Here is a 23490-nt window from a genome sequence, read left to right on the forward strand (position 1 = left end):
TAATAAGAGCACCCTCTGTTGCAGAGCGTCACTATAAGCAAATGCCTCCTCCCTTGATTGTCGTACGGCGACGCCCCATGGGGCAGAGGTGAGTGGAGCGAAGGCCAGTACCTCCTCTCGCCTTTCCGTAGCGGCGCCATTGCTATGGCAATTATGGCACATGCCCACGGCGGATCTGCTCTCTCCGACGAGGGTGGCGAAATACTGGCCGTGATCGTCAGTTTGGAAGAGGCGCTCCGGGCGGGTTGTACCCAGCACAACGCCGTTCTTATCTACAATCTCCGTGTACCCTGTCTGTCCAATCCCCAGTGGACTTAGGAGCTCTTTGAAGCCAGAGTCACTCAGATTAAGGGTGGCTAAGACCAAGCCACTGATCAAACCATTTCTATCTTTGGTGGGAACCAAGATAGCTATAGTTGGTGTCGGCGTATCGAGGACGAATGCCCTGGTAGTCACTGTAGTCCCCATCTGGAGCACCTTCGTGACACAATTAGAGGTGGAAAGGTCATAACCGATGAGGTTGGTGATATGGGGTTCGGTGCGAACGATTCGGCCGCTGTGGTTCAACATTGCCATATAGTAAGCGAAGCCACCCAGATGCTCATTCATCGCTCGCAGGGTATGCATAGTAAGCTGAGGATCATCCTCATCCGGGTTGATAGGTGCTTGTTCGGTCATAACTTGCAACATGCGGGCAGTCTGTTGCAAGCGGTCGTCTACCCGGCCGGCTGTCACCTGGGCTATCAGCAGACGCTCTTGCAAGGTTCTGGCCGTGCTTTCTCTGACAGCCTGCAATCCGAGCACGGTATAGCCGCTAAAGACCAACGCCAGGCCGATGGCCACAAGTAGCAAAATGCGCCCTAGCAAGCTGGTGGGAAGGGGAAATCGCATCGCTAATGCCTCTTGCCTAATGATACCACGTTGCTCTTGTTTACTCAATTATTCTAAACTCGTCATCCCTTGACCTGATGATGAGCGAACGGGCTATTGCCTAGACGTGGTATAATGATTATAGGACATGCCCCAGCAGAGAAGTGACCTGATAAGAGGCGAACGACGAGAGCCCTCAAATAGTCCTCTTTTCTATTATGCGCAAGGAGGTATGTGGCAGGTGAAAAAGGTCCTGATAGCCGATGATGAGCAACCTCTAAGGCTGCTTCTGCGCGCTACCCTGAGCAGCGATGCCTATCAGATCCTGGAGGCGGAGGACGGCAAAGAGACGCTAGCCCTGGCCCAAAAGGAACAACCGGATATCTTGTTATTAGATGTGTTGATGCCTGGGCTGGACGGCTTCGAGGTCTGTGAGAGGCTCAAGAAGGACCCGGCTACCGCTGGCATCACCGTCGTTATGCTTACGGCGAAGGGGCAAGAGACGGATAAGGAGCGGGGCAAACGGGTTGGTGCCGATTATTATCTGACCAAGCCATTCAGTCCCATACAGCTATTGCAATTGATGAACGATATCCTGGGAATCTAAAGAAGAGAGGCGAAAATAGGCTGTGCGGACGAGCATCCATACGAAGCTGGTCAGCGGTTTTCTGGTCATGGTGCTACCCCTTCTAGGGCTAGGCCTGGTAGCCTACATCGAAACGCAACGTCTCTATAAGGTAGCCAGCTACGTCACGGAGGAATACGTTACGGAGATACACCCGGTGATGACCCTCCAGGTTCTTCTGGGGCGTCTAGCCCTGCTCTCCCACGATTATGTACTTGATCGGGAGCCTGCTGTCAAAGAGGAATTTCGCCGCACTGCAGCTCAGGCAGAGATGCATTACAGCGATCTGGAGAAGGTAGAGATGGGCTACGCGGAGGAACGGATGCTGGTAGCAGGGAGTCGGGAATCATTTGTTGAGCTTACGCGCCGGTTCGATGACCTCACTGCTCTAAGCGACCCGATTCGAGACAGCCGCAGCCTGGCCTTGCTGAAGGAGATCGGTGCTCTGGCTGACACAGCGATAGCTGATCTGGCTCGATTCCATGAGATTGCCGGTAAAGAGATCAATGAGGCTATCGAGCAGGCCCAGGCGACGAAAACCTTAGCCGAAGGGGTTATCATCCTGAGCGTCCTGCTGTCCATCCTCGCGGCCACAGCTCTGGGGCATCTCCTGGCTGGTCGCATTGCCCGGCCCATTCGGCAGTTGAAACTTGGAGCTGAAGCCTTTCGCAGCGGCAATTTTGACTACAGGCTGCAGGTGCGGACTGGAGATGAGATAGGGGACTTGGCTGAAGCCTTCAAGGCTATGGCCGTTGAACTGAAAAATTCACACCAGGACTTGGAACAGAAAGTAGCGGAGAAGACGCGGGAGTTAACGGAGACGAGAGAGCGGCTACGGGCTCTTGGGCAACTGAAGTCCAGCTTCATAGACAACGTCTCACACGAGCTGCGTACGCCATTGACCATCCTCAGGGGCTACATAGAGCTGCTCCAGGCCCGCTTGCATCGCCTGAATAAAGAGGAGATACAAGCCTATGTGGCTGTTATGGCCGTAGGGGAGGCACGGCTCCGTCGCCAGGTAGAGTCTCTGCTCGATTTCACCTTACTGGATGAGGGGGTCAAGCTAGCCCTGGACCTACAGCCGCACGACCTGGCCACGCTGGTGAAAGAAGTTGTGGGAGACTACTCCGATCAGATAGAAACAAAGAAGATGGCTCTTACACTCGACATCCCGCCTCAGCTCTCTCTTCTGGCCGATGGGCGAAGATTGAGCACCGCTATAGGTTATCTCCTGGACAACGCCATCAAGTTCACATCTCCAGCGGGCCAGATAGTTATAAGGGCGCGTCAGGTAGAGACCAGCGTGGAGATCAGCGTGTCCGATAACGGCATCGGTATCCCCCCGGACCAGCTAGAGACCATCTTTCAGGGGTTTCATAAGATAGAGGGACAGGGTGTGGGAAGAGGCGGGATGGGCCTAGGCTTAGCCCTGGCTAAAAGGATCGTCGAGGCCCACAGTGGACAGATTAGAGCGGAGAGTCGCTTGGGACAAGGCAGCACTTTCACCATCTCGCTGCCAATCGCCCCTGCCTGAAACTGGCTGGGCCTCGGAGAGGGACGAGTCCAGTTTAGGCAGTTAGGGGCACCGTATGCACGCCCTCCCAGGTGCAGGATGGGCAGGAGCGCCTGATGCTTAAGACCTGCTCCTCCCTGCTACCATAGCGGTAAACAGTTACCCCTTTACAGCCCAGCTGATAGGCCAGGAGAAGGGCTTTACGAATATCCTCCACCGTAGCCTCGCTAGGAAAATTAATCGTTTTACTGATACTGTTATCGGTGTATCTCTGGAAGGCGGCCTGCATAGCGAGGTGCTGTTCTGGAGAGATATCGTGGGCTGTGACGAATAGTTGACGTACCCTTAGGGGGATAGCCTCGATCGTTCGAATGCGGCCTGCTTCGGCTACCAGCTGCATCAGTCCCTCGCTATAGAAACCCTCTTCTCGGGCTATTCGCTCAAAAAGGGGATCTATCTCAATTAGTTGCGTGCCCTCCAACACGCGGCGCACGTAGGCGACGGCAAAGAGAGGCTCAATGCCACTGGAACAGCCAGCGATGATGCTGATGCTTCCTGTGGGAGCGATGGTAGTCGTGGTGGCGTTCCGCAGCAGCGGTCCACCAGGGCGGTCGTAGATGCTTCCAGCAAAGTTCGGGAAAACGTCTCGCTGTTTTGCTATGGCCGCCGAGGCTTGTTTTGCTTCCTGGGAGATGAAATGCATCACCTTCTCGGCTGTGGCCCTCGCCTCTTCAGTGCCGTAGGGGATGCCCAGCAAGATAAGTAAGTCAGCGAAGCCCATCACTCCCAGACCAATCTTACGATTACCTTTGGTTCTCTCCTCAATGATGGGGAGGGGATATTTATTAACGTCGATGACGTTATCCAGGAAATGGACGGCGATGTGCACAACTCTTCTTAACTTTTCCCAATCGAGACGTGTTTCGTCCCTGTGGCGGCGAACCATGCGGGAGAGATCGATGGAGCCCAACACGCAGGATTCGTAAGGTAAAAGCCCCATCTCCCCACATGGGTTCGTGCTCTCGATGGTCCCCAACCGCGGCGTGGGGTTAGCCCTGTTCAATGCATCCAGAAAAAGTACCCCTGGCTCGCCATTTCCCCAGGCCATTTCGGCAATGAGATCAAACACCTTTCTGGCCCTTAATTTGCCTACAGACCGTTTGCTCCGTGGATTGATCAGCTCGTACTCCTGGTCAGCCTCTACGGCCTGCATAAAGGCATCGGTGATGCCTACCGACAGGTTAAAGGTATTCAATTTGGTCCGATCCTTCTTGACGGTGATGAAGTTGAGGATATCAGGATGATCCACCCGCAGCACCCCCATATTGGCTCCCCGCCGGGTGCCTCCCGCCTTGATGACCTGCGTGGTGGCATCGTAGACCTGAAGGAAGGAAAGTGGGCCACTGGCAATGCCCATAGTTGAACGAACAGTATCACCTCTTGGCCTCAGGCGGGAAAAGGAGTAGCCGACCCCTCCACCGCTTTGCTGAATGAGGGCCGCATTCTTGAGGGTTTCAAAGATGCTCTTCAGGGAATCCTCAATGGGGAGCACGAAGCAAGCGGCCAGCTGCCCCAAATCTGTTCCAGCGTTCATCAGAGTGGGTGAGTTGGGAAGGAACTGAAGACTGGACATAACTGCATAGAATTCTGCCTCAATACGTTCTACATCGGCCTGGTGACTGTAGAGGCGGTCGGCTGAGGCGATGGCTTGAGCCACGCGCTGAAACATCCCTTCAGGCGTTTCTATCACGTGCCCTTGTTCATCTTTTCGCAAATATCTTCGACGCAAGATGACCCAAGCATTAGCGGACAACTCTGGGCCACGGGCTATCGTCATGCTTTTCACACTGTTCTCCGAAATTCGCCTGAAGCAATTCTATTGTACTTTTAAGCATTGGCTTAAGCAACTGACTCTGCAAGGATAGCAGCACAAAACCAAAAGAAAATGCTAAAATAGGTTATAGCTGGCATAGTGGGGGTGATTCTATGGATACGGAGGCGGCCTCGGCTGTGAGGCAAAGACTGGTTCCAGCGGGCAAGAATCGCTATATCTTGCCCAAGAGTGGCCGGATGGCCGTGGAGGCGATCGTTTATCTCAATGACACCCTTTATGGCCATTTCCGTGAAGTCGATTCCTTACAGCAATTGGCTGATGCAGCCACCTTGCCGGGGGTGTTCAAGTATATCGTCGGCATGCCTGACATCCACACTGGCTTCGGTCTACCAATCGGCGGGGTCATGGCCACTGATGCCTCCGAGGGTGTCGTTTCGGCCGGTGCCGTGGGCATGGACATAAACTGAGGTGTAAGGCTTCTCGGTACGTGTCTACCGAGCCGCAAGATAGATAAGGGCACCCTGCGCGCTCTGATGCGGGCCATCGAGCGACGCGTACCACCCGGCGTGGGACGAAAGAGCACCCACGATGAGCTGCGGCGGGTGAGCTTCGCTGAGATCGTTCAGAAAGGGGCCCGGAAGCTGATTTCTATGGGCTATGGCTGGATGGAGGATGCCGAAAGCATAGAGGAGTACGGTTGTCTGGCTGGCGCCGACTTGGATAAGGTCAGTCAGACAGCCATCTCGCGCAGCCATCAGCTGGCCACGATTGGGGGAGGTAATCACTTCGTTGAGCTGCAAGAGATCGTAGAGGTCTATGACCAGCAGCTGGCGAAAGCATGGGGACTGGAGCAAGGAAATCTGGCGGTGATGTTACATTCGGGTAGTCGAGGCTTTGGACATCAGATCTGTACCGACTACAGCAAGATTATGGCCCAGGCCGCTGCGAAATATGATATCGAGCTACCAAGCCGGGGGCTGGCGGCGGCCCCAATTCATTCTAAAGAAGGACAGGATTACCTGGCAGCAATGGCCTGTGCGGTGAATTTCGCCTTTTGCAATCGACAGCTGATGGCCCACGATGTGCGGCTAGCTTTCGGGGAGGTATTCAAAGAAGACCCCCGCGCCTTAGGACTATGGCTCGTTTACGACGTCGCCCATAACATCGCCAAGTTCGAGGAGCACTTCGGCCGAAAGGTGCTGGTTCATCGTAAAGGGGCGACACGTGCTCTTCCCCCCGGACATCCTTATAATCCTAAGAGATATATGGCCACCGGTCACCCCGTCATCATTCCTGGCAGTATGGGGACCTCTTCCTATGTCTTGGTAGGCGCCGAGGCGACGCAGGAGACCTTCTATTCGGTGAACCACGGGGCTGGGCGTGTTCTCTCTCGCACGGCGGCTAAGAAGGTGATCTCCAAAGACGAGTTCCAGCGCAGCATGGGCGATATTTTATACAATGCTGGCGATTTCAGGGAGATATTAGAGGAGGCCCCTCAGGCCTACAAGAACATTGATGATGTGGTAGAATCCCTGGCAGAGATAGGTCTCACGAAAAAAGTGGTGAGACTGCGACCGCTGGCCGTCATCAAAGGACAAGGCGAAGAGGCGTAAGGCTTGACATTGCCCTCTTTTTTGTCTGTAATATGTCTGCTTGTCAGATAGCAGATAAGTTCATAATTGATTTTCCCCTATAGCCAATGCTACAATATTATTGAGAATTACCACTGTTTGGCCATCAAACGCGGCCAAAATATAGTAAATACTTTTTAGGAGAATATAACGCTGAGGTAGAAGGAGAATGCTGAAGACATCGATAGAGGCACTTCTAGAAGAAGATCGGGATTATGCGAGCCTTCTTTTCAAGGAGGACCTTTCTGAAATAGATTCAGACACAGATCTGCTTATCGCTTTTGAAGAAGAGCGGCAGAAGCAGAGACTGATCATGATTCCCTCCGAGAGCATCGCCCCAAAGGCTGTCAGGCAGGCCTTGGGTTCGGTATTCACCAACATCTACGCTGAGGGTTGGCCTTGTCTGAAGATGACGCGAGACGAAATAGACCAGCTCCTGGAGTACGAACACCAACTGGCCCATCATCGCCGCTACGCTGATAGGCGATTCTATAGAGGCTGCGAATACGTCAACCTCATCGAAGCCCTAGCCCAAAAGAGGGTGGCCGAGTTGTTTGCCACCACTAAAGACCCTGACGCCAAAGTTAAAGTTGGGGCTGAGGAAATTTTGGCCAACGTGCAACCCCTCTCTGGAGCAGCGGCCAATAACGCTGTCTACGAAGCCCTCTTGCAACCTGGTGATACCGTTATGGGGATGTCCTTAACCCATGGCGGACACCTCACCCATGGCAGTGAATATAACCGGTCGGGCAAGTACTACAAGATTGTACCCTATGGTGTGAGTAGAAGAACAGGCAGGCTTGACTATGAGGAGATCCGGAAATTGGCCTTGGAGGCCAAGCCAAGGCTGATCATCGCTGGAGCAAGTGCTTATCCTTGGGATATTGATTGGGAGGAACTGCGCCAGATCGCTGACGCTATCCCCGATCGAGCGTTTCTGATGGCTGATATAGCCCATCCAGCTGGGCTAGTAGTGGCCAGAAAATTCCCGAATCCCATTGGCTATGCCGATGTCATCACCTTTACTACCCACAAGACCATGATCGGACCTCGCGGTGCGGTAATTCTAGCCACCGTTGAGGAGATCGCCCAGAAGATAGATCGGGCCGTTTTCCCTGGGGAGCAGGGTGGTCCCCATATCAATAATATTGCAGCTATGGCCGTAGCCTTCAAGATAGCGCAAACACAGAAGTTCAAGAGACTGCAAGAGAGGATCGTGGCCAACGCTCAAACCTTGGCCACCACCCTCCAGGGGTTGGGGCTTCGCTTGGCCTATGGGGGAACAAATACTCATATGCTGCTAATCGATCTGAATGGCATTGAGACGCCAGGCTTTCCTCTGAAAGGCGATATCGCTTCACGCATCCTGGACATGTGTGGCATTGTCTGTAATAAAAATACCATCCCTGGCGATACTACCGCTGCTACCTCTAGTGCCATTCGTCTGGGAACGGTCTGGCTTACACAACGCGGTCTGCGCGAGGAACAGATGGAGCAGGTGGCTGAGCTCATTCATCGTGTATTAACTAACATCCACCCCTTCCGCTATATAGGGGCCAGTGGCGATCTGGGAAGAGGGAAGATTGAGCTTCCGATAATGGAGGAGGTCAGGGGTGAGGTCGCTAGCATCGTGGAGGAGACAGAACGAGAGATCACTCAAGTGACTGAGCATCAGCCTCGTCATCTGGTTCCCGAAGAGCCTCTCAAGAGAACCATCCTCTTTGCTGAACATCAGAAGCGAGGAGCAAAGATGCAACCGTATTGGGGTTGGCTGATGCCTCTTCATTACGGGAATCCGGAGGGGGAGCTCGAGGCGGCCAGGACTTCGGCAGCCCTTTTCGATTTGAACGATGCCGGATTACTCTTGATTAATGGTGAAAGGGCGAAGTTCTTCCTACAGGGAGTGGCCACTAGTAACGTGATCAGGCTAGAGATCGGGCAATGCCAGCCCTCCCTGCTTCTGAACAGAGACGGCAGCGTCATAGATGATGTTTTAATCCTACGTTTGAACCCCGACAAGGAGGGACGTGACCGCTATTTGATGATGACCAATGCTGCGAACACTGAAGGGGTGAAGACCTGGTTACGGGCCTTGTCTGATGGTTGTATCCTTTTTGATGACGTTGATCTATATAGAAAGATCGATGGCCCGGTGGTGATTGAAGATCTGCGACAGAGCGCCGATGAGGAATGGCGGCGGATAGCGCTGTCGTTACACGGACCCAAGAGCATGGATGTCCTCCACCAGGTTGATTCGGCCGTGCCTGATATCGGTGGTTTCCGTTTTCTTGAAACGGAAATCAAGGGTGTGGAGGCGATCATTGTTCGAAATGGCTATACTAATAAGGATGTGAGACTGGATATCTTCGTCCGCCCAGATGATGCCCCTAAACTCTGGGGCCTGCTCTTAAGTGATGGGGCAGGGGTTCAGCCAGCTGGGATCATGGCCAGGGATCGTCTTCATTCAGAGGTGGGGCTACCCTCGTATGATGGGGCGAAGGTGGGCATCATCTCCCTACTTAAGGCCGGTCACGATCACCGCCTTGACCTATCCAAGCCTTATTTCATTGGGCAAAGGGCCATTATGACCGATACTGACCTTCCCGCTAGAGGTGTAAGAGCTCCATCAAGAAAGAGCCGCTTTACCTACAGCGACGAGGGGGGTGAACCAAAGCCCACCTGCCTCTATGAGGAACATCTGAAATTGACCAGCAAGCGGAATATAGTCACCTTTGCCGGTTGGCTTATGCCGGTCTGGTACACCAGTATCAGCGAGGAGCATAGGGCGGTGAGGGAGACGGCGGCCCTTTTTGACATTTCTCATATGGGCGTACTGGATATCCAGGGCGAAAACGCCACCAGGTTTTTGGATCTCGTCACCACTAATTATGTCCCCACGCTTGGGGTTGGACAGTCTCATTACTCCTATATCCTTGATCCAGAGGGCAAGGTTATGGATGATGTCTTTATCTATCGCTTATCGCGGGACGGATACATGATGGTGGTCAACGCTGTAAATGCCGGAAAAATAAAGGCCTGGTTGGATGCGGTCAACTCCAGACAATACCTAATCGACGCCGCTGACCTGAACAAGGAGATTGAGGCCGTTGTTACAATAAAGGATTTGAAGGACCACCGCTGGGGAAAGGAGTGCCGGATAGATATGGGTTTGCAAGGGCCCAACTCCTTAGCTATATTACAGCAATGCCTTGCCCATGTGGAGACTCAAAAAAGGCTGAGAAAACTCAGGAGGTCCGAGCTCATGCAAACCCAGATCGCCGGAATAGAGGTAATCATATCCCGAACTGGTTATACCGGTGAAGAGATGGGCTACGAGCTCTACGTAAATCCGGCTGAGGCACCCACGCTTTGGAACCTGCTTCTGGAGAAGGGAAGAGACTATGGGTTGAAGCCAGCCGGTCTTGGGGCACGGGATTCGACCAGAACAGAGGCTGGTTTCCCCTTATATGGGCATGAGCTTGCTGGCAAATACGATATCTCCCCAACGGAAGCCGGATATGGGGCTTTCGTCAAGTTGCACAAGCCCTTCTTCATCGGTAAGAAGCCTTTTATGGATAAGGAGGCCAGGCGGAAACAAGAAGTTGTTCGTTTCCAGATGAACGCTAAAGGCATCCGCATGGTCAAGCCTGGGGACCCCGTGGTTAATAGGAAGGGTGAATGCATTGGGGCTGTCACCAGCTGTGTGTCGATTGAGGGAATCCAAATTGGGCTGGCCTTTGTAGATCGAAATTACACCGCTGAGGGGACGAGAATAGGGATATTCGTCTTACCGAGAGAGGAGGCTGTCTCGGTTGAGAAAACTAAAAGGGACTTGGTCCCTGGTGACAGGGTATTGCTCCATGAGGAGGCCACAGTTATCAGCCGCTTTATGATGCCTAAAGCCACCTTCTCTTAACGATTTTGAGTCCGTTCAATGGCCAAACCACATGTCTATCGAACGGAGGGCATTGTCCTGAGACACATCGATCTCGGGGAAGCCGATAGGATCGTCACCCTATATACCCCTTACCTGGGTAAGGTGAGGGCCGTGGCCAAGGGTACGCGCCGCACCACCAGTAAGCTAGCCGGACATCTCGAACTTTTTACCCACAGCCAGCTGCTCATGGCTAAGGGACGCAACCTGGATATCATCACCCAAGGACAGACAATAAACTCATTCCTCGCCCTCCGAGGCGATCTTCTACGGACGACCCACGCCCATTATGTGGCCGAGCTCCTGGATAGGTTTACTGAGGAACATATCGAAAATTATCCCCTCTTTACATTGACCGTTCACACCTATGATCGACTGGCGAGCGAGCGCGTCCCTGAATTGGCTGTGCGCTTTTTTGAGATGCAGCTCCTGGGTTATCTGGGTTACCGCCCCGAACTCCACTATTGTGTCCACTGCCGAGAACAGGTTGGACCGACCAGCTGTTTCTTCAGCCCTTCGGCTGGGGGAATACTTTGCTTAAGATGCGGACAGGATGAACCGACAGCCAGGAGATTGAGCCTTAATGGCTTCAAGGTACTCCGCCTTTTGCAAAAAGGGGATTATAATCTCGTCAGTCGGCTGCGCCTAAGAGAAAACCTGCACCGAGAAGTGGAGGACCTTATGCGTGGCTATGTTCAACATGTCCTTGAGCGAGAGGTCAGATCGGTTAGCTTCCTAAATGTCCTCCGCAGCGATCCCCTGTTTGCGCGCTCCGCCGCAGGTGAGGAGGCAGGGAACGACACAGAGCAGCCTATCTAGTGACGACTGGTGGGGATACCAACCTCCATCGTCCCCAGCATCAGCCGACGGACCTCACGGATGCTCAGCACAGCGATGGCTAAGACTACTAGTCCCACGAAGGCGATCACTTTGTTGATGCCAAAGAGGTCAGCCAGGCTACCTAAGAAGAGTAGTGGTAACACTGAGGCAAGATTGCCCAACATTATCTGTACGGCAAAGATACGTCCCCGCGTTGAAGCCGGTGCTCTTTCCATCAGGATCGTCTGGGAGGGGATAGTAGTCAAGGCGAAGGCGTATCCTAGAATAAAGGAGATGATCATCACCGCTGGCACCAGTCCGCTCAGGGAGGGACGCAGGGACAATCCAAGGCGTACGATCAATTCCTGTAGAGCGAAATGTCGGCCGATCCAGTAAAGGCTGGCCATCAAGAACAGGGAAGAACCCATCCCTATCAATCCCCCATTCACCAAGAGCGATTTACCAAACTTATCAGCCAGTCTACCCATCATCATTGTCCCCAACAGCACCCCAACCCCGGCTGGAGCGAAGATGTAAACAGCATCGTCAGCGCGGATATTCAACACAGCCACAACGTAGCGTGGGGTGAGCATAGCCAATACGAGCATCAGACAAGCAGCCAGGGTTAGGTGTACCATAGCTAGAGCAGTTCGGCGATCGGCGGTAATAAATTGCCAACCCTCACGAATCTCCATCCATACTTTACTTACTAAAGTTCCTCCTTGCAGCCCTGAAAATCTTCGGTGCGGATCCTCCTCTTTGGGTAGCAGAGACACAAGAAGGGTAGCCACCACATAGATGAGGCTAGAGATGATAAAGAGACTCTGGGCACCAAAGAACTTGATCAAAGGTGGGGCTAAGACGACGAACCCCACCACCTGCGAGGCAGTGAAGGTAAGGTTGAAAAGAGAGTTAGCTGTAATCAGCTGTCTTTTAGACACCAGCAGAGGGATAGTCGCGGCCTCTGCCGGGGCAAAGAATTGACTTATGGAACAGAAGAGGAGGTTGATCAGGTAGACAGGGACGAGAGAATAGCCATAAAGAAGGTAGCCTAAAGCAACGATGGCGCGCAGCAGGTTAGTCGTGAGCAAAACCATCTTCTTGCGCATACGATCGACGAAGACACCAGCGATCATGCCTAACGCTATCGAGGGGATGATTGAGGAGAGGATGGCAATGCTGAGCTGCATACTGGAACGACTTTGATCCTCGACTACTACTATCAGGCCAAACCAGATAGCGTTTTGAGCCGTTTGGGTGATCGCTTGAGCGAGCCAGAGGAAGAGGAAATGGCGGTTGCGCAGCACCGACGTGGTGCCTATTTCTGGATTGTGTTGTGACATCACTCCTTGCCTATCCTCGAGAGACAAATTCTTTTACTCGCCTCTCAAAGGTGCGGCGAGGCAATAGAACGCGATGATTACACTTAAGGCACTTAAGACCAATATCGGCGCCAAGTCTTACCACTCGCCACTCGTAGCCGCCACAGGGATGGGGCTTTCTTAAGCGCACCACATCGTCAAGCCCAACTTCGAGGACCATTCACTACTACTCCCTAATCACCATTTCAGCCCATTATATCATAGCCAATATTGGCCGAGGGGAATCCACCCTTGGGTTCTTCCTATTCAAGTTCTCGCTGATGAACCTGGCGGAAACGGTTGATCTCCTCACGTAGACTTAAGGCTACCCTTCTAGCTGCCAGGGCGAAATCGCTCTCAACCGAAGCATACAGAACCTGACGCGAGGAGCTTATGATGGCTAATTCTCCGTGCTCATCGCTACCATAGCGGACAGAGGCCTCCAAATCACCCTTTTGGGCTCCAATACCCGGGATGAGGATGGGCAAGGTGGGAGCTATTTCGCGCACCCGCTTCAACTCCATCGGATAGGTTGCCCCGACCACCAGACCACAATTGCCATAGATGTTCCACTTGACCACACGCTCAGCGATTATCTCATAAAGGCGCTGCGCCCGTCGGGAATCCGTGTCCGTAACGAAGAGATCCTGAAAGTCTGTTGCCCCCGGATTTGACGTCTTGCACAAGACAAGGACCCCTTTTTCCTTATAGTCCAGGAAGGGTTGTAAGGAATCATGTCCCAGGTAAGGGTTCACCGTGAGCGCATCGAAACCGAAGACCTCCAGGATGCTCCGGGCATAGCTTCTGGCGCTGGAGCCGATGTCATTGCGCTTAGCATCGGCGATGGTGGGAATCTCAGCGGGGATATAGCGCAATGTCCGTTGTAGTGCCTCCAGACCAGAAATACCCAGGGCCTCGTAGAAGGCCAGATTTGGTTTATAAGCACAAACGACATCCACCGTAGCATCAATGATGGCCTTGTTGAAGGTGAAGACAGGGTCTTCGTGAGCGAGTACCCCCTTAGGAAGCAAATCGAGATCGACATCCAGTCCAACGCAAAGCCAACTCTTATTCTTCCGCGAAAGCTGGAGTAGCTTATCGACAAAGGCGACCATCATTCCCTCCTTTTAATTCTGTGTGTCCCTGGAAGGAATAGCTAGCGATCATCCCAGTCGCGAATAGAGTAATCTGAGATTGCACCGTAAGAGCAAGTGCTAATAATGGCTGGGGCTAGCCAGACGGAGCTCGTCCAGCTAGGATAGGAACTCTACCAAACGTTCTATAGATTCGCGCCGGGAGGTAGCACCATGATACAGTTTGGCGAGTGCGTTTGCAACCTCTGGGGCTATCCCGATGGCTTGGGCTGCTTGGTTATGCTAGGAGCTAAGCAGCTATGGCTGAGGGGAGGGGAAAAGGCAAGGGCTTCCACCAGGCGATGATCCCTGTCGCCAGGCTGATTTATTACCTATCAGAGGAAGATTCTGATGGGCATCTCCTCTATCAACCTTGCGCTTGATGCCACCGATCTGCAGACGACGGCCAGGCACATTGTGACAGGGGTGAAGGTTTTCTATACCGCCTTGAATTTCGGCAGTACCCAACGGTGCCCGGCCAAAAAGGCGAGTGCAGCCAGCCCCACGATCCACACGGCCAACAACCATTCTGTCAGAGTAGGGAAATATTCGTAAGTCAATCCTGGTCCCGTGTAAGCCAGCCGCAGCGCGTCGAACTCGGGCACGGTCATTGCCGGAAAGACGATGTTAGAACGCGCCACCGCAAAGCCCAGGAGTATCAACATTCCCGCCCAACCCGCAAGCGCGGGTTGTCGGCCCCACCGGGGCACCACCAAAATGATCAGTGGAATCAGTGTCCCTAGGCCTATTTGCAGAATCCAGAACGCCCACCAGTAGGGGCCAAAAAGCACCATATTGACCGCCGCGACGTTCTCGGGCACACCGCCGTACAGACTCTGTGAATAGTCTGCCCACAGAAAGTAGAGTTTGACGATTTGCAGTGCGATCGTCGCCAGGGCCAGGATGCCCAGCAGTTGGTCACGCCGTGGTACCGCCTGCTCGTCCACAAGTTCGAGGATAACCAGCATCAACGCCGCGCCGGAGGCGACCGAGAATACTGGAAACTGAGCAGGGAACAGGCCGACGTGCCAGAACAGCCGGCTGGCTTCAACGCCGAGCAGCGCGCCTACTGCGCCACTCAGGTACAGCGCGAGCGGGATGCCGAGCCACATCAGCACCTTGAGCCAGCGGTCGAACCCGCCACGCCATCGCAAGACCAGCGCGACGAGGATCAGTAAGCCGAACAGTGTATAGCCCCACACGATTTGCGCCATCACTGAGCTGGGGCTGGGGCTCAAGTACACATTCCAGATTCGACTCATCCACCCCAGGTCGAGCCAGATTTGCAGTAGCCCCGCGCCCAGCGCGACTAACGCAGCGAACAGGGCGGCCGGCGCGACACCGGCGAAGATGCGAATTCCCAACGGAATATCGAGGGCAGCAATCAGGAATATCCCCGCTGCCAGCCCGACAAAGAACAGATACATCGCCACCCACAAGCCCCACGGCACGTACGAACCGTAGGCTGTGTTCAGATGTCCAGTCGTCAAACGTTGGAACAGCCCGATGCTGCCAACCGCGAATGCGACAACACTGAGTCCCCACAATATCTTAGTATTGATTTTCATGCTGTAACCTCCGTATCGATAGGATGTTTCTGGACCTCCAGAATTTCACGCAACCATGCGGCGTCGGATTCCAGCAATGCGCAGGTCAGGTTAGCCAGGCCGATAAAGAATGGGTGAGCTGTCGCGGACACGACCGTCGATCCGAACCGTGGCACCCACGTCAAGAGATGTTCGCGCAGAAACGTGGCCGAACCTGCCAGTGCGCGCGGGGATTCGCCGTCATGCGCTGCTATCTCGTATGCTAGATACGCCATAAAGCCGAGTTCCAGCGCGAGATGATCCGGCGGAACGCGTCCGTCGTCCCGCGGACGCACATTCCAGGCGAGATAGGCGCGGCGGGCCGCGAGAGCAGCGGGACCCATCAATTGCCTTTCGTTCAAGTAGAACGAGGCATAGGCGGGCGCAGCGGGTTGCCCAGGCCCTTCAAACAGCCGTGTTGCCTCGACGTTCAACGTCTCCACAAACATGGCGCGCTCAGGCGCCGCCGCAATGCGCGCTTGCATCACCACGAGCGCGTCGAACAGCGCAGTGGGCGCGTTCTCGACGCGGAGCGCCATTACCGCATCCAGCGCCGCGCTATCTAACGGGTAGGTATAGAGCCGCGCCAGCAAATCATACATTGCTGCACGCGCGTGCAGGAAATTCAATTCGCTCATCATCACTTCTCAGGTGGGACACACTTGAAGTGCATCACACCTCTGCCTATACCTTCTTCACCTTCACGAGCATATCCACATAGGCGGGCTGCCCCATAATCGGTGAGAGTGCAGCGGGATCCACCAGGGCATTGTGGTTGATGGTCACATCCTTGAAGTAATAGTTCTTGCCCAGACCGGGGCTGAATCGCCCACCACTGCCGAATGCCACGCGCAAGGTGCCGGGGCGGATTGTTTCGACCGCGAGGATTTTACCCCGCGCCTTGTGACCCAACGGCGTCTCTAACTCCACTAAGTCGCCAGTCTTGAGTCCGAGTTTGTCTGCGTCGGCGCGGTTCATTTGAATCACGCCGATGGACCAGGTTCCCCGGGCCATTTTCACGCGTCGCCCGGTCGGCTTAGGCCCATCTGGGCCAACAAGGATTTCGTCGTATTCGATTTCGTCGTTGAGTGGATACCAGATATCCTCGACCACAAACCGTCCCAACCAGTCCACCATTTGTGTGCCGGACATCGCGTGGTGGATGCGGCCAGAGATGAGTTGGAACGGATAATCGTTCTTGTACTTGGTAAAGGCTGGGTTAGTATACGGGTTCCACAACGTCTCAAACCAGTAGAAGGTGCTGGGGTAACGCGTCCAGCCGAGCGCGGCAATGCCGGGTGGCACGTTGCCGCTCTCCTCGATCAGTTTGTTGTATTTGGCGTATTGCCCAAAACGCTTCTCGCCTACCTTCCAATCCCACTTGAACTCGATTTTATTGGAACTGGTCTTAAGGATACCACCGCCTTCGTAGCGATACCACGACATTGGCCAGACCGCAACGCCGTGGTGTTCGCGCAGCCATTTCACCGTCACCGGCTCGCCCTTAATCTCTTTCTTAGCGTCGTCGATCTTGACGCGCCCTGCTTCCAGGCTGTCCGGAGCGCCGATGAGCTTGTATCCTTTAGGCAAGTTGGGGTAGGGGAGAGGTGTGCCGATGTTTGGTTTACCCGGCGCGCCCGCGAGCGCTTCGGTCCAGAACTCTTCTTCGCTCTTGTATTTTTCCCAGAAATCGCTTCCCTTGATATCCGGGTCGCCCCGGTCCACCAGCGCCTTGGCGAGTAGCAGCATAATGTCGAATGGCGTCTTGGACTCGAACTGCTTCTCGATGACAAAATCGCGCAGCCAGATCATCGGATGCGAAGGGTACACGTCTGATAGGCTCATCCGCTCGAGATACGACGCTTCGGGGAGCACTACATCGGCGTAAAGTCCGTGTTCGAGGAACGGCGTGTCAATGTAGACCGACAGTTCGACTTTGTAGTTGCCCTTGTCGTCTTTCACCGTCAGCGCTTCGGTCCACTTATGCGTATTCGAGCCGGTAATGACTGAATTGCCAGTGCGCAGAATGTATGCCTTGATGGGATATTTGTGACCACGGAACGGCCCCTGCTTCAGCGTCACGCCTTCCAGGAAGCGGCGTGGATAATCGCCCACCACGTCGTCCCACGCGGCCGGCCAGTCGCCAAGGCCGTCCATGTGCAATTCTTCCTGCTTGCCTTCGACTTCCTTGTCGTTCACTGTACGCTTGACCTTGCGCGAGAGGAATTGCTTGCCCGTGGCGCTGCCACCCTTGTCCGATTTGACGATCTCGGTGTCAATCCCGCCGCCGGGCGCGTCAAAATTGCCGGTGATGACATTGAGCGCGGTGCCAAGGATGGAGGCAACGTAACCGTTGTAGTGATGGCCGATCCCGTTCATCCCCCAAACCAGTGCGGCAGGTTTACTGATGCCGAAGGTATGCGCGAGTTCGACGATGCGTTCGGCGGGGATGTCGGTGCGCTGGGCCACCCATTCAATGGTAAAGTAGTCCAAGCCGTTGATGGGGTCTTTTTTGTTCCACCATGCTTTGAACGCGGCGACAAATTCATCCCACCCTTCGCTGTACTCTTTGAACGACCAGTCAATATAGCGGCGGAATGGATCCTTGGGGTTGTCGTTTTCGAGAATGTAGCGCAGTATAGCAGCGAACAAATCAGCATCCGTGCCCGTGCGAATGGGGATCCACTGGTCGGCCTTGCTGGCGGTGTTCGACAGCGCAGGGTCAATCACAATGATCTTGGCTCCTGCTGCCTTCGCGCCCACGGTGCCGCGCGATTCGTAATTGATGCGCGTGGCGGTAAAGGGATTCCAGCCGGCGTAGATAATCAACTTAGTGCGGTAGGTGTAATCGTTCTTGAGTGTGCCGTCCACCTGCCGCAAGAGAACCGGGCGCATCACGTCTGGCTCGACGCGCTTGCCGCCAAACATCAACTTGGGTCCGTGGCGACGCGGGGTGTCACAAATTGCGCCATGTTCAGTGCAGTGAGGCGTGCCGAAGGCGAAGAAAAGACGCCAGTAACAATCGCGGTCGGTCACGTCGCCCGCGTCCATGATGACGGACTCCGGGCCGTACTGCTTCTTGATGGCGGTCAGTTTGTCGGCGATATAGGCGATGGCTTCATCCCAACTAACGCGCTTGAATTTGCCTTCGCCGCGTTCGCCGACGCGGATCATCGGATACTTAATGCGATTGGGGTTGTACACCATTTGCAAACCGGCTGCGCCTTTGGCACATACTGTGCCGGCATTATACGGCACGTAAGGGTTGCCGTAGATTGCAGAGGCGACGCCGTTGACCACGTTGACCGCGAGGCCACATTCGGCGGGACACATCACATCGGCAGTGTATCTCACTTGGGGCGTTTCCGCCAAGAGGCGCGCCGCTTCTGTGCTGCTCAGGCGTTCAAACAACCCCACGCCAGTCACTGCGCCTGCCGCCAGGCCACTGATTTTTAGAAAATCACGTCGCGAAATTTTTTTATTATTCATTGTTGTCACCTGCTATACCAGATAGTACAACTTGGGTTCCGTGCCGAGTTCCTCTTTCAGACGCATCACGTTCGGCTGGCCGATAAGACTGCTCACCAAACTCTGCGCGTCGTTAGCATCGCCAAAGAACGTGGCACGCCCCATACAACTCAGAACACACGCCGGTAACTCGCCGCGCTCGATGCGGTGAATGCAGAAATGGCACTTGCGAGCGTTGCCAACTGGTGAGGCATGGCGCGTACGCACCCGCGGGGTTTTGTACTCTTGTGCGGCGACCTTTTCGTAGGGTTGGGGATCGCCCCCTTCAAAGTCACTGTAGAAATAGCCAGCGTCGAAGGTGCGCGCGCTGTACGGGCACGCGGTCAAGCAGTACCGGCAGCCGATGCAGCGCTCATAGTCGATCACGATGATACCGTCCACCCGTTTATAGGTCGCATTGACGGGGCATACATCAGTGCAGGGTGGGTTCTTGCACTGCATACAGGGACGGGGAATAAAACGGCGTGAGACGTTAGGATAGGTTCCGCGGGTTTCAGTCATCACAGGGCGATACACGATGCCAGGCGGGAGTTTGTTTTCCGTCACACACGCGATCGCACAGCCTTGGCAGCCAACGCATTTCCGCAAGTCAATTGCCATAGACCAGCGGCGTTGATTGACCGGCTTGAGCAGCGCGCGGCGCAAGTCCTGCATCATGCGCAAAATCGGATCTTCACCTGCGACGGCTGGCGGCAGATCAGGCAGTGGCACGAGGTCTGGTGCTTGGGCAGGGGGCTTGGCTTGAACCGGCGTCACACCACCGAGCACTGCCGGCGCGACCAAGCCCGCGAAAACACCACTGGCGAATTTGACCAGAAAATCACGCCGTGGCTCCTCCGTGTCCAGCGTCCCAAGGGCAGTCGTCTCCGGGATGTTCGTCATTTGCTCCTCCTTTCGATAATATGGAGCAATGGAATGGATCTAGAAATCTTCCTCTGAATACGCTACTGGAGATAGGCAGCGAAAACAACTGGGAAAAACCAGGGGAAGTGGACTAGGGATTTCCCTAGTTGTTACGGCGTTGAGGGTGCCGCTTCAACCGTTGCGCATCACTTACGTATGCTGGAAGAGGTGGAGCTAATCACGGCCTGGCAAGAAGGGAAGTTTATCCTGCATGTGTTCAACGTGGATTTGGTAACGAGGCACTGCGTGTTCAGATAACCAAGTCCGGTCAAGGGATCAACCCGCGCTGCACCGCATAGCGGATGAGATCGGCCCGGGTGGCGAAGCCCAGTTTGCGTAGAATGTTCGCGCGATGAAAATCCACAGTCTTGACGCTGATGAATAAGGCTTCGGCGATTTGCTGGTACGTCTGGCCCTGCGCAAGAAGCACCAGCACTTCACGTTCGCGGTCTGAAAGGGTCTCGTACGGATCAGCTGGGCTGGCGCCACGGCGGACGTCGTCGACGACGATGCCGGCGACAGAGGGATCCAGAAACATTCCGCCGGCATGAACGACGCGGATCGCGTTCAGCAATTCGTCCCCCTCGGCACGTTTAAGGACGTAGCCGGACGCGCCGACGCGCAAGGCGGGGAGAATGTATTCCTTGTTCTCGTGTTGGGTCAGAATGAGGACACGGGTGTGCGGACTGGTCTCGCAGATCTGCCGCGTCGCCGCGAGTCCGTCTAACCTCGGCATACCAATATCCATCAGCACGACATCAGGCTGGAGTTCGCGCGCTCGCGCCAGCGTTTGCAGTCCATCGCCTGCCTCACCCACCACCTGCATATCGGGCTGCATTTCCAAAAGGGCGCGGATCCCCGCGCGCAAGACGGCGTGATCGTCAGCAAGCAGAATTTTGATTTTGTTCGGCATATCTATCTTTTCACCAGGATCTCCACGTGCACCCGTGTGCCTTGCCCTACACGGCTCTCGACGCCCCACCGTCCGCCGAGCAACTCGGCGCGCTCGCGCATTCCCAGCAAACCTAGGCCGCGCTCGCTCTCGCCCTGCACCGCGAAAACTTGAGTGACTTCAAACCCGATTCCATCATCCGCGATTTCTAGCCTGACGCCTTCCGGCCCCAAGTCCAGGACGATGTGAACGTGGCGCGCACTAGCGTGTTTGATCACATTAGTCAGCGCTTCTTGTGCGATGCGAAACAGCGCAGTCTCGATGTCTGCGGGCAAGCGCCGTTCGGGACCGCGCAGGTCGAACGTGACGGCAATTCCGTTTGCCTGGATACGACTTTCGGCAAACCAGCGCAGTGCGGGAATCAACCCCAAATCGTCCAGGACGCTCGGACGCAAGTCGTAGATGGTGGTCTGCAATTCACGGACGCTGTCTGCGGCCGCGCTTCTCAAGCGCGCAACCACCTCGCCCGCTCGTGCCGCGTCCCTTTCCAGTATGGCTTCGGCGGTTTTCAATCCGAACACGAGCGCATTGAGCGATTGCCCGGTTTGATCGTGCAGTTCCCGCGCGATGCGTTTCCGTTCTTCTTCCTGAGCGCGAATGACTTTGGCAAGCAACTCGGCCCGTACGCGTTCTTTAGCTTCGAGCTCCTCCCACAGCTGCGCATTCTCCAACGCAACCCCCATCTGGCGTCCCACGGCTTCCAGCAGCAGCATTTCTTCTTCGCCAATCTGCTCTGGGTCTGCGCTTGCGACACTCAACACTCCCAGAATTTTTCCTTTGGCCCTTACGGGCACGGTGGCGTGACAGCGCAGTGGCTGACCGTCTAGCCCCACACCCCCTTGCGCCGCGCATTTCTCTCCCAAGCTCTGAATCATCATCGGCTCGCCATGGCGCAGCACCTGACCACACAGACAATCGGGAAAGCCGCCGGGTAGGGCGTGGTGCGTGACTGGCGCCGGTAATCCTACGCACGTCACCAGACGCGGCGGGCCACCATTGGTCAAAAAGACCCAACCAGTGGAGAGTTCCAACGCGGCGAGTGACTGTGTCAAGGCGCGTTCCAGGGCTTGTTGCACATCCAGCGGGCCACTCGTGGCAGTCGCCACCGCGTTTAGCGCGGCCAGTTCGCGGTTGCGGCGGCGCATCGCGGTAATTGTCGTATGCAGGTCGCGTGCCATCTGGTTGAATGCGCGCGCCAGATCACCGATTTCGTCACGCCGCGCCGTGTCTATCGTTTTGTCCAAGTGTCCTTGCCCCAAACGCAAGGCGTGCGCGGTCAAGCCTTCCAGCGGACGTGTGATGCGGCGTCCCAGCCCCAACGCCGCGACGCTGCCGACGAGAACGCCGAGGAACGTCAAGCCGGCAATGATCAGCGTCACCTGATTGACCAAGCGGACAATCTCTTGCTCGCTAAACCCAAGATGTAGCTCCGCATCAAGTCCATCGAGTATGCGCCATGCCACATCGCGCACTGGACCACGTTCGGTATCCAGCAGGCGCAGGCTGGCGCGTTGGTCGAAGGGCAAGCGGTTAGCGGTCAACAGGTCGGCTGGGAAACCAGTGGGCAAAGTGTGAATCACTCGCGTTTCGCTGGGGTAGATGACGTAGGCAAATATAAGATTCGGATTGTTAGCAGTGAGATCATCCAACGTATTTTGCACGACAAACCAATTGCCGTCGAGGAGTGCATTCGCCACACTCTCCCCCGTCACCTGGGCAAGCGAGAGACCTTTATCGCTGGACTCGCGACGCAGCGCGTTCTGCACGACGGTGTGGATGGAGATCATCGTCAAAAGTCCCATCACTACGATAATCGCGGTTGTGGTCAAAATGATGCGCGTGCTGAATTTCATTTGAGTAGCCCAAACCGCTCGGACCATACTTGTAGTTCCGCGTAGTCGCTGTGCTGCGCGCCGATAAACCCGCGCGGCATTTCTGTGCGCTCCCAATGATACAACCCCGCGCTGTCTTTGCCTAGTGGATCAAACGCTAACAACGCCCGGCGTACCGCATCCACGATATGGGGGTCAACACCTGGGCCAACCATGATGCCGCTCGATGGATAGTCCATTGAGAGCATGAATATCCGCACCAGGCCACGGTTCGCTAGACTCAACGCGAGGGTATCCTGCATGCCGCCCGCATCATAGCGTCCACTGATGACCGCGTTCGCGACTCCCACGTGCGAGCCTGTGTACTCGTAAGCAGCCAGGTCGCCCAGTTGAATGCCAGCCTGATCAAGCAGGATGCGCGGGATCAAATGCCCTTGCGTGGAATTTGCCGCGCCGAACGCAAAAGTTCGCCCGCGCAAATTGGCCAGCGTTTGAATCGGACTGGTAGGACGCGTGATAATCGCGGCACGATACACGCCACGTCCGTCGGCATTGAGACCGCGCACCAGTGGCTGCGCGCCGTATCGAGTATGCGCTTGCAGATAACTTAGGGTACCGACGATGGCGAATTGAATTGTCCCGCGTCCCAGGTCGTCCACGACGTTACCTTCTTTGGGTGTTGGGTGCAATTTGAAGCGATAGGTAGTCGTACGTTCGAGATAACGCAGGAGCGGGATGTACATTTTCACATCCTCTTTCGGCTCCAAACGCCGGTCAAAACCGATGTAAAGCGTGCCATCACCGATCGAACGCAGGCGCGCCAAATCGTTCGCGTCTGCCGCGCGCGCCAGGTTAACCTGGGTGGACGACTCGCGGATGTCACACCCTGCCAGGCCAAGGGCTATCGCAATAACACTAAGCCACAAAACGATTCGCGTTAAGATACTCCACCCCATTTCAAGTATCATC

General features: G+C 55.1%; 15 protein-coding genes and 2 pseudogenes. 5 read left to right on the plus strand and 12 right to left on the minus strand.

From position 1 onward, the window contains the following. Positions 1 to 891, minus strand: an 891-nt coding sequence (locus M1136_08125) for a cache domain-containing protein (protein MCL5075600.1), incomplete at its 3' end; no start/stop codon positions are given. A gap of 220 nt (positions 892 to 1111) precedes the next feature. Here M1136_08125 and M1136_08130 point away from each other — a divergent pair. Both M1136_08130 and M1136_08135 read left to right on the plus strand, forming a co-directional pair. Next, positions 1112 to 1477, plus strand: coding sequence for a response regulator (locus tag M1136_08130; GenBank protein ID MCL5075601.1), 366 nt, complete (start codon positions 1112 to 1114; stop codon positions 1475 to 1477). A gap of 22 nt (positions 1478 to 1499) precedes the next feature. Further along, positions 1500 to 3029: a HAMP domain-containing histidine kinase gene (locus tag M1136_08135; GenBank protein ID MCL5075602.1), complete on the plus strand. Its 1530-nt coding sequence runs from the start codon at positions 1500 to 1502 to the stop codon at positions 3027 to 3029. Between the two features lie 97 nt (positions 3030 to 3126). On the opposite strand, the pseudogene M1136_08140 reads toward M1136_08135, so the two are convergent. Then, positions 3127 to 4845: pseudogene (locus M1136_08140) on the minus strand (adenosylcobalamin-dependent ribonucleoside-diphosphate reductase). Between the two features lie 233 nt (positions 4846 to 5078). Between M1136_08140 and M1136_08145 the strand changes: the two are divergent. From M1136_08145 to recO, 3 genes and pseudogenes are all read left to right on the plus strand, one after another. Continuing rightward, positions 5079 to 6455, plus strand: a pseudogene (locus M1136_08145) (RtcB family protein). Positions 6456 to 6642: 187 nt separating this feature from the next. Then, on the plus strand, positions 6643 to 10389 hold the full coding sequence (gcvT, locus tag M1136_08150) for a glycine cleavage system aminomethyltransferase GcvT (GenBank protein MCL5075603.1): 3747 nt from the start codon (positions 6643 to 6645) through the stop codon (positions 10387 to 10389). 18 nt (positions 10390 to 10407) lie between these two features. Further along, positions 10408 to 11226, plus strand: coding sequence for a DNA repair protein RecO (gene recO, locus M1136_08155; protein ID MCL5075604.1), 819 nt, complete (start codon positions 10408 to 10410; stop codon positions 11224 to 11226). Here recO and M1136_08160 read toward each other — a convergent pair. The 10 genes from M1136_08160 to M1136_08205 form a co-directional block, all read right to left on the minus strand. Then, complete coding sequence (locus M1136_08160; protein MCL5075605.1) at positions 11223 to 12569, minus strand: MFS transporter; 1347 nt, start codon at positions 12567 to 12569, stop codon at positions 11223 to 11225. The two genes, recO and M1136_08160, sit on opposite strands and share 4 nt — an antisense overlap. Before the next feature lie 10 nt (positions 12570 to 12579). Beyond that, entirely contained in the window at positions 12580 to 12768 is a 189-nt protein-coding gene (locus tag M1136_08165) for a DUF951 domain-containing protein (protein ID MCL5075606.1), read from the minus strand. An 82-nt stretch (positions 12769 to 12850) separates the two neighbouring features. After that, positions 12851 to 13705, minus strand: coding sequence for an orotidine-5'-phosphate decarboxylase (pyrF, locus tag M1136_08170; GenBank protein MCL5075607.1), 855 nt, complete (start codon positions 13703 to 13705; stop codon positions 12851 to 12853). A gap of 452 nt (positions 13706 to 14157) precedes the next feature. Further along, on the minus strand, positions 14158 to 15288 hold the full coding sequence (gene nrfD / locus M1136_08175; GenBank protein MCL5075608.1) for a polysulfide reductase NrfD: 1131 nt from the start codon (positions 15286 to 15288) through the stop codon (positions 14158 to 14160). Continuing rightward, positions 15285 to 15947 (minus strand): molecular chaperone TorD family protein, encoded by a 663-nt coding sequence (locus tag M1136_08180; GenBank protein MCL5075609.1) that lies wholly within the window; start codon positions 15945 to 15947, stop codon positions 15285 to 15287. Before M1136_08180 ends, nrfD begins: the two co-directional genes overlap by 4 nt. Before the next feature lie 43 nt (positions 15948 to 15990). Further along, entirely contained in the window at positions 15991 to 18795 is a 2805-nt protein-coding gene (locus tag M1136_08185; protein ID MCL5075610.1) for a molybdopterin-dependent oxidoreductase, read from the minus strand. A 12-nt stretch (positions 18796 to 18807) separates the two neighbouring features. Continuing rightward, the gene (locus tag M1136_08190) at positions 18808 to 19716 is read right to left on the minus strand and encodes a 4Fe-4S dicluster domain-containing protein (GenBank protein MCL5075611.1); all 909 of its coding nucleotides are present in this window, start codon (positions 19714 to 19716) and stop codon (positions 18808 to 18810) included. 289 nt (positions 19717 to 20005) lie between these two features. Continuing rightward, entirely contained in the window at positions 20006 to 20650 is a 645-nt protein-coding gene (locus M1136_08195) for a response regulator transcription factor (protein MCL5075612.1), read from the minus strand. Between the two features lie 2 nt (positions 20651 to 20652). Further along, positions 20653 to 22542, minus strand: coding sequence for a HAMP domain-containing protein (locus tag M1136_08200; GenBank protein MCL5075613.1), 1890 nt, complete (start codon positions 22540 to 22542; stop codon positions 20653 to 20655). After that, positions 22539 to 23489 (minus strand): PhnD/SsuA/transferrin family substrate-binding protein, encoded by a 951-nt coding sequence (locus M1136_08205; GenBank protein ID MCL5075614.1) that lies wholly within the window; start codon positions 23487 to 23489, stop codon positions 22539 to 22541. Before M1136_08205 ends, M1136_08200 begins: the two co-directional genes overlap by 4 nt. Between the last annotated feature and the right edge of the window lies 1 nt (position 23490).

This window comes from Chloroflexota bacterium (genome assembly GCA_023475225.1).
GTDB lineage: Bacteria > Chloroflexota > UBA6077 > FW602-bin22 > JAMCVK01 > JAMCVK01.